11 protein-coding genes and 3 tRNA genes are annotated in these 12,120 nt (G+C 66.1%); 3 read left to right on the plus strand and 11 right to left on the minus strand.

The window, feature by feature from the left end:
• Positions 1-13: 13 nt before the first annotated feature.
• From F562_RS0116125 to F562_RS0116145, 5 genes are all read right to left on the minus strand, one after another.
• The gene (locus F562_RS0116125; protein ID WP_018158012.1) at positions 14-1,303 is read right to left on the minus strand and encodes a lanthionine synthetase LanC family protein; all 1,290 of its coding nucleotides are present in this window, start codon (positions 1,301-1,303) and stop codon (positions 14-16) included.
• Complete coding sequence (locus F562_RS0116130) at positions 1,300-4,215, minus strand: lantibiotic dehydratase (protein WP_083915585.1); 2,916 nt, start codon at positions 4,213-4,215, stop codon at positions 1,300-1,302. The genes F562_RS0116125 and F562_RS0116130 overlap by 4 nt, the downstream gene beginning before the upstream one ends.
• Positions 4,216-4,247: 32 nt before the next feature.
• Positions 4,248-4,421: a hypothetical protein gene (locus F562_RS20975; protein ID WP_018158014.1), complete on the minus strand. Its 174-nt coding sequence runs from the start codon at positions 4,419-4,421 to the stop codon at positions 4,248-4,250.
• Positions 4,422-4,547: 126 nt separating this feature from the next.
• Positions 4,548-4,721: a hypothetical protein gene (locus F562_RS20855; RefSeq protein WP_018158015.1), complete on the minus strand. Its 174-nt coding sequence runs from the start codon at positions 4,719-4,721 to the stop codon at positions 4,548-4,550.
• Between the two features lie 46 nt (positions 4,722-4,767).
• Positions 4,768-6,366, minus strand: coding sequence for a sunset domain-containing protein (locus F562_RS0116145; protein WP_156822690.1), 1,599 nt, complete (start codon positions 6,364-6,366; stop codon positions 4,768-4,770).
• A gap of 93 nt (positions 6,367-6,459) precedes the next feature.
• Between F562_RS0116145 and F562_RS20860 the strand changes: the two genes are divergently transcribed.
• Genes F562_RS20860 through purM form a run of 3 tightly spaced genes read left to right on the plus strand, consistent with a single transcriptional unit; the run spans position 6,460 to position 9,504 of the window.
• Positions 6,460-6,711 carry a hypothetical protein gene (locus F562_RS20860; protein ID WP_156822691.1) on the plus strand — a complete coding sequence of 84 codons (252 nt, stop codon included), beginning with the start codon at positions 6,460-6,462 and terminating at the stop codon, positions 6,709-6,711.
• A 36-nt stretch (positions 6,712-6,747) separates the two neighbouring features.
• Complete coding sequence (gene purF, locus F562_RS0116155) at positions 6,748-8,337, plus strand: amidophosphoribosyltransferase (protein WP_018158017.1); 1,590 nt, start codon at positions 6,748-6,750, stop codon at positions 8,335-8,337.
• A gap of 51 nt (positions 8,338-8,388) precedes the next feature.
• On the plus strand, positions 8,389-9,504 hold the full coding sequence (purM, locus tag F562_RS19645; protein ID WP_018158018.1) for a phosphoribosylformylglycinamidine cyclo-ligase: 1,116 nt from the start codon (positions 8,389-8,391) through the stop codon (positions 9,502-9,504).
• 67 nt (positions 9,505-9,571) lie between these two features.
• Here purM and F562_RS0116180 read toward each other — a convergent pair whose 3' ends face one another.
• The 6 genes from F562_RS0116180 to F562_RS0116205 form a co-directional block, all read right to left on the minus strand.
• Complete coding sequence (locus F562_RS0116180; protein WP_018158019.1) at positions 9,572-9,760, minus strand: DUF3073 domain-containing protein; 189 nt, start codon at positions 9,758-9,760, stop codon at positions 9,572-9,574.
• A 168-nt stretch (positions 9,761-9,928) separates the two neighbouring features.
• On the minus strand, positions 9,929-10,579 hold the full coding sequence (locus tag F562_RS20410; RefSeq protein WP_018158020.1) for a copper resistance CopC family protein: 651 nt from the start codon (positions 10,577-10,579) through the stop codon (positions 9,929-9,931).
• A 108-nt stretch (positions 10,580-10,687) separates the two neighbouring features.
• A tRNA-Phe gene (locus tag F562_RS0116190) sits at positions 10,688-10,763 on the minus strand.
• A gap of 55 nt (positions 10,764-10,818) precedes the next feature.
• Positions 10,819-10,895: transfer RNA gene (locus tag F562_RS0116195), tRNA-Asp, on the minus strand.
• 23 nt (positions 10,896-10,918) lie between these two features.
• Positions 10,919-10,991, minus strand: a tRNA-Glu gene (locus F562_RS0116200).
• A gap of 109 nt (positions 10,992-11,100) precedes the next feature.
• Positions 11,101-12,120 carry a PHP domain-containing protein gene (locus F562_RS0116205; RefSeq protein ID WP_026181340.1) on the minus strand — a complete coding sequence of 340 codons (1,020 nt, stop codon included), beginning with the start codon at positions 12,118-12,120 and terminating at the stop codon, positions 11,101-11,103.

Genomic DNA, 12,120 nt, shown 5'->3' on the forward strand with positions numbered 1-12,120 from the left:
TGGTCGTGATGCGTTAGCGCAGCAAGAGCAGGGTGTCCCAGTCGGTGGCGGGCGGGCAGTCCCGTCCGTACATCAGAAGCGCGAGGGCTACTCCGGCTGCTCCCTCAAGCAGCCCGGGTAGGTCGAGAGTTGCCCCTGACTCCGGATGTGGCATCTGCACACCGAATTGGGTTGACGGATCGACCTGGCGAAGAGTGTTCTGGGCCGCGTGCCTCAGGGCTGCCTCAACGTCCGCCTCGTGGGGGTCGAGCACACCCCGATGGGCCAGGGTTGTGAGGAGCACGAGGTGGCTCGCCCAGCCGTGACATAAGCCGACATCTTGGATTCCCCACTCCGGAGCAGGCCGGGCCAGTTGAGCTAACGCGACGTCGCGGGCTCGTGCTCTCCACGTCGGTTGCGCGTGTGCGCGACCCACCTGGTCGAGGACCTGAGCGATTCCTAGCGAGCCATAACACCAGGAGGCCCGGGCGGGGTCAGGCGACGGGGTGGCATCGGGATGGGCGATTCGCGTGAGAGGCAGGTAGGGCGTCCAGAACGGTCCGTGCTGATCGTGCTGGCGCCACGACCACAGTTCGTCGGCGAGAGACAACGTCGCCGCGTCAGTCTCAGCGGACTGAATTCCCTGTTCGTGCGCGAGGGCCAGGAACATCAGCGGTCCGGCGATGCCATGTGCGAGCCCGAAGCACAGGCGCCCATCCTGGAATTCGGGCGCCACGACTGTGCGTTCAGTTGGAGCCGACCACCAGCCAGGAACAACCACACCGCGGACGCTGAGCGGACGGGCGAGAGTCGCTAGGGCTGTGGCCACGTCAGCAGCGCCCGGATGACCACGTGCCAGCAGGTGCCTGCCCTCTCCCGCCAGGCCGCCAAGGGTGTCAATCGTTCCGACATAGGCAGGCTCGCCGCGGCCGAGTTGAGCGTCCAGGGCCGTGCCCAGCCAGCGGGCATGCTCGGCGATGCGGGCGTCGAGGCGTGCCTGGACTTCGTCGGAGGCATTGACACAGCGCGCGAGAGAGGCGAGTGCTCCGAGACCACCGAAGGGGCCGTTGACCGCCGAGTGAGAGGTTGCCGACGCAGTGAGCCGCCAGGCGGTCGACAGCGTGGCGGCACTTCGTTCGCGGCCGTCTTCGGCCGCGAGGAGGGCGAGGGCCGCGGGTCCGCGCGTCAGCGAACTGGGGTCCCAGGCTGCGGGTCCATTTGACGGGATGGATGCCGTACGTCGACCGACTTCGAGGGGGTCGCTGAGCCGGTCTGCCATGAGCGCGGCCGCTTCGCGCGCACGGCGGCGAAGTTCTTCGCTCACGATGTTGCTTGTCGTCGGCTACTTCGCGCGCTCACGGCGCTCCGCAGAAGGCCGTAGGCCAGGTGCTCCTGTGCCTGCGAAAGTCCGAGATAACGGTTGCAGTGCAGATGCATCAGACTGATGGCGGCGCTGTGGCCAGTGCCAGTAATCGGTCCGGCTAACCTCCCGTGCGCGGTCGCTGCATGCCGTCGGGCCTGGACCAAGTCGGCTCCGTCCTTGCCGACGAGTTCGGCGAAGTCGGCCAGGACATGGCGATGCGCTGCCCGGCGAGTTTGGGTGGGCACCGCGTGCGACAGGCCAACCGGTAGGACGGCAAGGATCCAGTCGGTTACGTCGGTCTCAGCGAATGATTGGAGCAAGTCGAGACAGCTAGCAGCGGCGATAACCGCGCGCTCGCTGCCGAGTTTCGTCTCGGGCGTTGTTGCCAGTAGGTGGCGCGCAAGCGCGGTGTCCTTTGCGAACACCGTCTCAGCGGCAGGCATTGCGTCAGCACCGCCGTAGCGGTCGATTTCTGGTGCGTATTCGTCGATGGCGACGGTACGGATGAGATGAGAGGCGGTGGCCGCGTTGGACCACGTGTTCACAGTCTTCAGAACCGTGGCATGCGAGTCATCGGCGACGGGTATGCGCACTCGGATGTGCGGGTCGGGGTCGGCGTAGCGCAGGACATACGTGGCATCGGAGATCTGCTCCAGCAGTCCGTCGAGGCCGGTTGAGATGAGTCGGTCATGAGCGTTGGCATCGGCGTAAACCTTTGCGGATAGCCACGACCCGCCGGGCAGGTGCCGCACAGTGGTCGTCGAAAGTGATGACCAAGGGACGGCTACGGGGCCGAGCCTATCGGCGTGGCCCGGCGTCAGAATGGGGAACACGACCTCAGCCGCGTGACCGTCCATAAGCCCGTGCGGTTCCGTCACGCCGTGCGCCGCGCACCAGCCGTCAGGCGCCTCTTCGAGAACGGATTCTGGATGGCGTCGTAGATGTTCTCGAAGAAGCGCTCGATGCAGCGGATGGTCCAGGTCGAGGTCGAGGCGTTGATCGCCCGTAGCAACTCGGACGTTTGGCGGCACCTCGTACGTGCCGCACCAGCGTTCAACGGCCTGGTCGAAGGTTCGGCTATTCGCGTGGTCGAGGAGTGAGGTTGGCGGGCGCCACTGCCGACCCGCGAGGATGACTTTCCCGACGCGTACCCGCGGCCGAGAAGGCAGCACGGCCAGCCGCCCCCAATCCCATGGACTCCACATTTTGCGACCGCCTAGGGACAGCGCGCTGAGGAACCGGGTGACGTGGGGCAACGCGGTTGACGGGTTGACCATGTTGAGACGCGCCAGGTCGATAACCCGCCGCTGGTGCATGTCCACGGCGTAGAGAGCATGGCCATCGGAGCCAATAGCGATGTCACGTAAGGCAATTCGATCCACGGGTTCGACTTCGGACGACAGGCCCAACTCGACTACCGCGTCGAGTGCTGCTACCTGCGACACGACATTGCCCTGTCGGGGCGTCGTCGTGGGAGAGCGAAGCTCCGCCGTGACGTCAGCCTGTCCGCGGTCGACGAGCGCGCGCAGGTCTGAGTGGACTCCAAGAAGGTCCGCGAACCGACCAATGGTGGCTCCTGCGCTGACCGATCCGTTCGTGCAGGCCAGGAGATAGTCACCACGGGCCAGGGCGTCAGCGTTGTCTGCGTGGAGCGACACTCCCAGGTCGAATGTCCGTGGCGGTCGGCGCTCGCTCCCGATCGTGAGTGACTCGACGGCCTCCTGGTCGAGGTTGAGCTCGGGTGCGCCGGCGGCGACTAGGTCGGCAAGGAGGTTGTCTCGCTCGATGGGGTGACTGGGCGAAGGCGCCGCGCCGCCAGTGCGAGTTGGGTGGGCATCCTGGTAGCCATCTGGCAGGCCAAGCCCGCGATGGCTATCCAGCAGATCGAGAACCGGGACGAGTTGGGCGCTGCCATAGCGGTGCAAGAACCGCTGGTGGTAGGCGTCGAGGGGCTTCGAGGCGGGCTCATCTGGAGCGAGTTTCCACAGCACCTCGGCGGCGGTCGCTACCTCACGGGCGACGGTGGTGGGCAGTGTCAGCCGTGCGTCCATCACGAGGTTCACCAGGAGCGGGGTGCGGTTCGTGTCCGCGACGCGATCGCAGGCAGCGTCCCACCGCTCGCGTCGATCTGTGGGTGGGGCGTCCAGATACTCCGTGATGGCCTCCGGAAGCCCGCCGACGGTGGTCACCGAGGTCGACGGGCGCTCGCCGTCGAGCAGAAATTCTTCGACGCGGAGTGCGTCGAGGTAGGTGTGAGCGTTGGAAAGTGTCGCCTGTGGGAGCAGCGTGCAGACCAGCGCGGCGAGGTCGTCGACGGAGACTGGGTGCGCAGCGCGGTCGATCACGGCCTGGAGAATGGGCGACATCGCCACGGATTTCTCTTGGTGGGCGACCGCGAGATTGACCAGGCGGTTGCCGCGGGTCGTCAGGAGCGGCTGAGCGACCAACAACGTGCTCGGAGATTCTCGCCGAAGTCGGTCGACGACGCCGCGGTCTAGCCGCACATGACGGCGGTGGTCAGTACCCACGGCGGCCTCGACATGAGATCCGAGACGTGCGGTGCTGACTCCGGCGAAGGTGCCAAAAGGAGTGGGCCGAAGGTGGAGGCGAAGGGCGTAACGCAGCGTCGCCAGAAGGGCGCGGCGCACTTTGGCGTGGTCAACCGGCTCCTTGCCAGCACAGATCGCATCGATCTGTGCACTTAAGGAGGGAGAGGAAATCGCGATGGCCTCGCGTAGTTGAGGATCAGCGGTAAGTCGCTCTATTGCGTGCGAAAGGGCCGTCGCCTCGTCCTGGTCCGGATCTACTTGGGGGACAGTTCTGAGGCCCGCGGCTGGTGCAGCCGCGAGCCTCAGAAGGAGTGGACCCGACACCCGAAAAATGGGCTGGGTCCATGCGCGCTCCGTCAGCAGCAGGGGATGCAGGCGCCGATGCCTACTGCATAGGTGTTGACGGTTCCCGGCGTCAGAGCCTGCTTCTCGTCGGCGCGACGGGCCTCTTCTGGGGAGGCGAACTCCGTCAGCGTGGAGTCCGTTGCCGGAATGGTCTCGACGTCAAGCTCAAGAACTGCAGGTGTCACGGTGACATCCTTCCGATTCGTCAATTTCAGGTCTGGTTGACCTGCGATTTTAGTCAAGCACCACGCCTTCGCTCGGTGGGAAATCTGCGGGGGTCAATCCAAAGCGCCTCAGACGGGGACCGTGGCTCAGGGGCGCACGGAACGTAAGGGAAGCGCCACCGTGACAGCCCACCCGAGCGCACCGATCACCGCTGCGCCCAGGCCGCCGACCAGCATGGCAGCCGACGGGTCGCGCGCCTGACGAGTCATGTCGTCAATGAGGAGGATGTATGGCACTGCAGCCAGGGGCAAGGAGCCCATCACCGCGCATTTTCTGAGACGTCGTCACCACGGTGCGCCTTGGGATCTACTCGGAGGGCTGGAAGCCAGCGCTCGCTGCTTCTTCAGCGGTACTGAAGTACACCTCTGCTTCGACGCTGGCATAGCCCGCGGCGTTCGGCGCATGGAACAGCATCGTGTCCGCATTGCCCTTGACCCAACCTGCTGGCCCGGAGCCATCGGAAGCGGGCAGGACTGATCCCGCGAACGGGCCGTCGTCGAATCCGTCGGCTGAACCGGACTCACCTGACGGGGCCGGTGCTGCGGTGGCATCCTCGGGTGCACTATCGGGCTCGGCTGCCTCAGTGACCTCAGGCGTTGGGCTCTGCGGGCCATCAAGATCATCGATCGGTAGCGGGGGAGTGGCCCAGTCGTCGCCGCTGGAGGCGGCGGGTTCCGGTGTGTCCGCGGGTGCCGCCTTGGGCTCTGACGCGGCATTGGTGGGTTCTGTCTCTCCTTGGGGTGCTTCGTCAGCGGGTGTCTCGGTGGCCGCTTCATCGGTGATCGCGTCGTCGGCTGCGGGCGTTGCGGCGGGCGCAGCGTCGAGGGGTGGTGGGGGTGTGCCCCAGTCATCGTCGCTGGAGGCGGCGGGTTCCGGTGTGTCCGCGGGTGCCGCCTTGGGTTCGGACGCGGCCGTGGGTGCTTCGTCAGCGGCTGTCTCGGTGGCCGCTTCATCGGTGATCGCGTCGCCGGCTGCGGGCGTTGCGGCGGGTGCGGTGTCGAGGGGTGGTGGGGGTGTGCCCCAGTCATCGCCGCTGGAGGCAGCCGGCGCGGCGGCTTCTGGTTCAGCAGGCGCGGCGGAGGCCTCACCGGTGGACTCGTCGGTGGATTCTTCGGGCGCCGAGTCGTCGGCTTCTGGAGCTGCGGCAGGCGCTTCGTCCAGTGCCGGTGGGGGCGCGTCCCAGTCGTCGCCGCTGGATGTGGCTGGTGCTGGGGCTTCTTCGGTTGCCTTGGGTTCGGCAGCTGCTTCGTCCAGTGGGGGTGGCGCGGCGTCCCAGTCGTCCCCGCTCGATGCTGCCGCCGCGGGCGCTTCGTCGGCTGGATTGGCCTCAGTGCTGCTTTCTGGGGTGGCGGTGTCGTCGCCATCGAGTGCGGGCGGCGCGGCGTCCCAGTCGTCGTCGCCGCTAGGCGTCGCTGATTCGTCGGGTGCTGAGCTGTCCTCAACTGCTGGGGGTGCGGCGTCCCAGTCGTCTTCTGCTGAGGCTTCGTCAACCGCCGCAGGTGCGGCGTCCCAGTCGTCCCCTGTATCTGTCGCCGCGGCGGTATCCGCGGGCTCGTCGTCATCACTCGTGCTCGCAGCGACTGCCGCGCCGCCCGCTACGGCTGCACCAGCAGCGCCGGCCGCCGCACCCTTGGCCACGCCAGAAGGCTCGTCCTGGTGCTCGGGTTCACCGGCCGCGGGCTTGTCACTTGCTGGCTTTTCGGGCTCGCTCGCGTCCGCTGGCTCGGCTTCGACCTCAGCCTCAGCGGGGCTCTCTTCAGGACTCTCGGCGGGGGCAACCCGGCCGCTTCGATCGACGCCCTGAGTGCCGACGGTGCCGCCGACGCCCTTCTTCGGGTCGCGGACATACCACCACGCGACCAGCGCGAGCACGAGCAGAACGAGGATGAGAACAAGCCACTTCATGGCCATGACCCTAGTGATCCGCGCACGCAGGAGCCACATGGGCAGGAGTACGCCGATGACCTCCTGCTCATCTCCACCACTTACCGTGTCGTTGTGCCAGATCCGTCATCCGACCCAAGCCCACGCGTAGGACGCCGGGTCCGTCGCGCGCCAAAGTTCCCCGTTTTTATGGTGGGCGGCGGAGTGATCGGGCTCATCTTCGGCATTGTGATGGCGCTGCGAGGCGAGTCTGGCGGCTACTCAGACGCGGCAACCCTGGGCCTCTTCGCCCTGACGTTTACCTGTGTAGGAGTCCTCATCGGCACCGCGGTCGCGCTGTTCTTCGACCGTCGATCGTTGCGCTGAATTCGGCGTACGCGCCGCACGTGTCAGACTGGGACTGTGTCTGGTGATGGACGGCTCTCGCACGACCTCTTACCCGGGGAGAAGGCACCCCAAGACGCCTGCGGCGTCTTCGGTGTCTGGGCTCCCGGAGAAGACGTCGCCAAACTGACCTACTTCGGCCTCTATGCGCTGCAACACCGCGGCCAGGAATCAGCCGGAATCGCGACCAGCGACGGACGCAGCATCCTGGTCTACAAGGACATGGGCCTGGTCAGCCAGGTCTTCGATGAATCCAGCCTCAACTCCCTCCGCGGTCACCTCGCCGTGGGCCACACGCGCTACTCGACCACCGGTGGCAGCACCTGGGAGAACGCCCAGCCCACTCTCGGCGGGCACGAAGGCGGCACCGTCGCGCTGACCCACAACGGCAACCTCGTCAACACCGTCGAACTGCGCGAGTTGGTCAACGAACGCACCGACCCCAGGCGTCGCGGGGAGCTGGGCCGTGGGAACACCAGCGACACCGCGCTGATTACGGCGCTCCTGACCGCCAACCCGGACCAAACGGTCACCGACGCGGCCATGGAAATCCTTCCCAAGGTGCGCGGCGCGTACTGCTTGGCGTTCATGGACGAAAGCACGCTGTATGCCGCGCGCGACCCGCAAGGCGTCCGTCCGCTCGCGCTTGGCCGGCTCGAACGAGGCTGGGCTGTCGCCTCAGAGACCGCGGCACTGCAGACCATCGGCGCCAGTGTCGTTCGTGAGGTCGAACCCGGCGAACTCATCTGCATCGATGAGGACGGGCTGCGGAGCTACAAATTCGCCGAACCGCAGCCAAAGGGTTGCGTCTTCGAATACGTCTACCTCGCCCGACCCGATGCCGTCATCCGCGGTCGAGTCGTGCACGAGGCCCGCGTCGACATGGGGCGCCAACTCGCCCGCGAGCACCCCGTCGAAGCCGACATGGTCATCGGTGTCCCAGAGTCTGGTGTCCCCGCCGCGACCGGGTATGCCCAAGAAAGCGGCCTCCCGTTTGGTCAGGGCTTCGTGAAGAACGCCTACGTCGGTCGTACCTTCATTCAGCCCAGCCAGACACTTCGACAACTCGGCATCCGGTTGAAGCTCAACCCGCTTGAGCACGCCATCAAGGGCAAACGGCTTGTCGTGATTGATGACTCAATTGTCCGAGGCAACACCCAGCGCGCCCAGATCCGGATGCTTCGCGAGGCAGGTGCGGCCGAGGTGCACGTACGCATCTCCTCACCGCCGGTGAAGTGGCCCTGCTTCTACGGCATCGACTTCGCGACCCGTGCCGAGCTCGTTGCCAACGGTCTCGACACCGACGCGATCTGCGCCTCGATCGGTGCTGACTCCCTGGGATACATCTCCGAGGAGGGCATGATCGAGGCGACCGACCAGCCCGCGGAAACCCTCTGCGCCGCGTGCTTTAACGGGACCTACCCCATTGGTCTGCCCGAGGAGAGCGCCATCGGCAAGCACGTGCTCGAGACCCTGCCGATGGACGTTCAGACCGGGCACGACCGGTCAATCCAGCACCGACCGGAGGATTCCGTCTCGCGCGCGGACGCCGAAGGTGTCTCCACGGGAGTGGGCGCCGGCGCGTCAAACGCCCTTCTTCACCCCTGAAACCAAGCGCGACAAAGCCCCCAGCACGACACATAGGAGCCCGCACATCCCATGAGCCAGACGCCGATCACGTACGCATCCGCCGGAGTCGACGTCGAGGCGGGCGACAAGGCTGTGGAGCTCATGAAAGACGCGGTACGCCGCGCCCAGCGCCCCGAGGTGCTCGGCGGGCTTGGCGGTTTCGCGGGCCTATTCGACGCCTCCGCGCTCGCCAAGATGTCCCAGCCGGTGCTCGCGACCTCGACCGACGGGGTGGGCACCAAGGTGGCCATCGCTCAAGCGATGGACCGGCACGACACCATCGGGTACGACCTCGTAGGCATGGTCGTTGACGACATCGTGTGTTGCGGCGCCGAACCGCTGTTCATGACCGACTACATCGCCACCGGCAAGGTCGTCCCCGAGCGCATCGCCGCCATCGTGTCCGGCATCGCTGCCGCCTGTGAACAGGCAGGGGTCGCCTTGATCGGCGGAGAGACGGCCGAGCACCCCGGGCTCCTGGAGCCGGAAGAATACGACGTCGCAGGCGCCGCCACGGGCGTTGTAGAGCGGGCAGACCTGCTCACGGCCGACCGCGTCCAGGTCGGGGACGCTGTCTTGGCGCTGGGCTCATCCGGCCTGCATTCCAACGGTTACAGCCTCGTACGGCGGGTATTCGCCGCCGCCGGATGGGCGCTGGATCGGGACGTACCCGAACTGGGCGGCACCTTGGGCGACGCGCTCATGACACCCACCACGGTCTACACCAGCGACCTGCTCAACCTCATCCGTACCGATGGGGTCGACATTCACGCACTGTCACACGTCACAGGCGGAGGGTTGGCTGCCAACCTGGCGCGCGTCCTGCCGGAGGGTGTTCTCGCCCGAGTTGATCGCAGCACTTGGGCGCCTGCGCCGATCTTTGACCTCGTGCAGCGACTAGGCAACGTGCCACAGTCCGATATCGAGCGCACGCTCAACCAGGGCGTCGGGTTCTGTGTCGTGCTCCCGTCCGACCAGGCCGACCGCGCCGCCGACATCGCACGGCAGCGCGGACTTGAGGCATGGGTGATGGGAGAAGTCCTGGATCGCTCAGCTGGTGACGGCGCACAGGACCGCGGCGAGATCGTCGCCGGCGCTAAGGGTGCTGCTGGCGGCGCCTGCCAACTCGTGGGCTCTCATTCGTGAGACAAGCATCAGCGCATCGAGCCCGAAGGCTCGATGCGGTGAAAGCTCACATCAGGAGTGGCGACCGTTAGCGGTCGCCTGCGGTCCATTTTTCATAGTCGTCACCCTCATCGCTCTGGGTGTCACGGGGCTCTTCAGCCCTAGGTGACGAAGCGCGAAGCTCGCGCTCGAGAGCGTTCAGGTCGGTATCGGGGGAGAAATACTTCAACTCCCGAGCAACCTTGGTCTGTTTTGCCTTGGCCCGGCCGCGCCCCATGGCGAGACCCCCTCTGTGTGTTGCCCAGAGCGGTTGCAATACCGGCACTACGCAGTGCCAGCATCACTCACGGCTCCTGGGGATCCTGAGTTCCTGTCGTAGCACAAACCGTACATCAGTCCGTGCCGTGACCTGACATCGGACTCACCGACCGGCCGCCGCCCGAAACTACTCGTCGTCGCGGAGGCGCCGCCGCGCGAACATCCCAGCGCCCACTAGGCCCAACGCGGCGACTACAGCGAGACCAATGACGATGACAGGGCGGTTGCTGGTCGCGTCGGTATCGACGGTGGTGGTGGGTGCCATCGTCGGCTCGGAGGTGCCTTCTGAGGCCGCATTGTCCGAAGCGCTAGGAGTCTCTGCGCCGCCTCCGACGCCACCGGAGGACTTCTCCGCTGCTGAACTGGCCGTGGACGGTGCGGCGCTGCTCGTGGCGGAACTCGTGGTGCTTTTCCCGCGCACCGTAAAGGACAAGGTGCCTGAGATGGGGTGTCCGTCGCTGGAGGTGACCCGCCAGGTGACGGCGTACTTTCCCGGGCTTGAGGCATCCAGCGCCTGGACGACCTTGGCGCCATCGGCCTTGGGCTCACCCGAGGAAGCGGGGGAACCATCGGGCCCCTTGACCTCGACCCTCGACCCAGTAGGCAAGATCTCTGCGCTGTAGGTCAGCGTGAGGTTCTTCGGCGCCGACACGGTGGCGCCGTCCGCCGGGTCGGAGGAGAGGAGTCGGTCATGCGCGGCGGCGGTGCCCGCCATCGCGAACGAGAGGCCGCAGGTGGCCAGAACCAGGACGATGAGGGCGCGGATATGTTTCAGCACGACGTCATTGTGGCTGGTTGACCTGGGAGGAGACTCTTGGGCCCATGCGGACCGTCCGGGCAAAGACGAGCGGCTCGCAACCTGTGGGCTGCGAGCCGCTCGTGTGGGTGGTGGCCAGGGACGGGGTCGAACCGCCGACCTAACGATTTTCAGTCGTTCGCTCTACCAACTGAGCTACCTGGCCAGGTGGTGCCCTTCGGCGCGCCCTTCGCAAGCTTAAGGCTTGCTCAGGACGGCGCTGGCGACCCCGACGGGACTCGAACCCGCGACCTCCGCCGTGACAGGGCGGCGCGCTAACCAACTGCGCTACGGGGCCTTGCGTGCAAGGCCGTTCTTGCGTATCCCCAACGGGATTCGAACCCGTGCTACCGCCGTGAAAGGGCGGGGTCCTAGGCCGCTAGACGATGGGGACCTTGTCCAACTTCGGTCCCAATCCGCCAAGCCGGGCCTGGTTCCGTCGAGGACTTGCGAAAGCATACGGGGTAGTTTGCCCAACCGCCAAAACGGCTCCTACGGCCCTGTTATGACGCCTTTGCCCACGCGAGAAGTTGGTCCCTCTCCCACGTGTTGATGATGCGGTCGATGGGTACGCCGAGCCGCTCAGCCCGCTCGCAGCCGTACTGCAGGAAGTCCAGTTGTCCGGGGGCGTGGGCGTCGCTGTCGATGCTGAAAAGGCAACCGCTCTCGATGGCCAATGACAGCAGGTCATCGGGCGGGTCGCAGCGTTCCGGGCGGCTGTTGATCTCGACGGCCGTGTGGTGCTCAGCGCACGCCGCAAACACCGCACTGGCATCAAATTGCGACTGCGGACGGGTCCCGCGTTCTCCGGTGACGAGGCGACCGGTGCAGTGGCCAAGGATGTTGACGCGCGGGTTTGATGCCGCTGCGACCATTCGCTGAGTCATGGCAGCGGGGCCCATCTTGAGTTTGGAATGCACAGAGGCGACCCGCACGTCCAGCCGGTCCAACATGGCGTCGCTCTGGTCCAGGTCACCTTCGTCGAGGATGTCGACCTCAATCCCCTTGAGGAGAGTGAAGTTGTCGCCCAGGTGCTCGTTGATCCGGTCGATCACGCCGAGTTGGCGAGTTAACCGCTCCTTCGAGAGCCCATTGGCGACCCGAAGTCGAGGCGAGTGGTCGGTGAGCACGAGATAGTCGTGCCCCAACTCCATTGCGGTAGCAACCATTTCCTCGATCGGAGATCCACCATCGCTCCAGTCGGAGTGCGAATGGCAGTCCCCGCGCAGCGCCTCGTGGTACGCCTCGCCGCCCTCGACAAGACGACCGAGGTTCTTTGCCTCCAGGTCGGACAGATAACTCGGGATGTCTCCGGCAAGCGCCTGCCGAACGACGGACTCGGTCGACTTCCCGATGCCGGGCAGTTCGGACAGAGTGTTGTTCGCCGCGCGGGCCTCCAAGTCGGGCCGGGGCGTACGTACGACCGTGTCCGCCGCAGACCGGAAGGCTTTGACCCGATAGGACCCGGCGCGAGATCGCTCCAGCAGAAAAGCGATCCGACGAAGCGCATCCAGAGGTTCCAT

The sequence above is a fragment of the Demetria terragena DSM 11295 genome, from assembly GCF_000376825.1.
Lineage (GTDB): Bacteria > Actinomycetota > Actinomycetes > Actinomycetales > Dermatophilaceae > Demetria > Demetria terragena.

Excerpts from the sequence above, each read along its gene's own strand:
- F562_RS20855 (WP_018158015.1), bottom strand. The coding sequence starts at position 4,721 with ATGGGCTCCTTGCCCCTGGCTGCAGTGCCATACATCCTCCTCATTGAC.
- F562_RS0116145 (WP_156822690.1), bottom strand. The coding sequence starts at position 6,366 with ATGAAGTGGCTTGTTCTCATCCTCGTTCTGCTCGTGCTCGCGCTGGTC.
- purM (WP_018158018.1), top strand. The coding sequence starts at position 8,389 with ATGAGCCAGACGCCGATCACGTACGCATCCGCCGGAGTCGACGTCGAG.
- F562_RS0116180 (WP_018158019.1), bottom strand. The coding sequence starts at position 9,760 with ATGGGGCGCGGCCGGGCCAAGGCAAAACAGACCAAGGTTGCTCGGGAG.
- F562_RS0116205 (WP_026181340.1), bottom strand. The coding sequence starts at position 12,120 with ATGGAACCTCTGGATGCGCTTCGTCGGATCGCTTTTCTGCTGGAGCGA.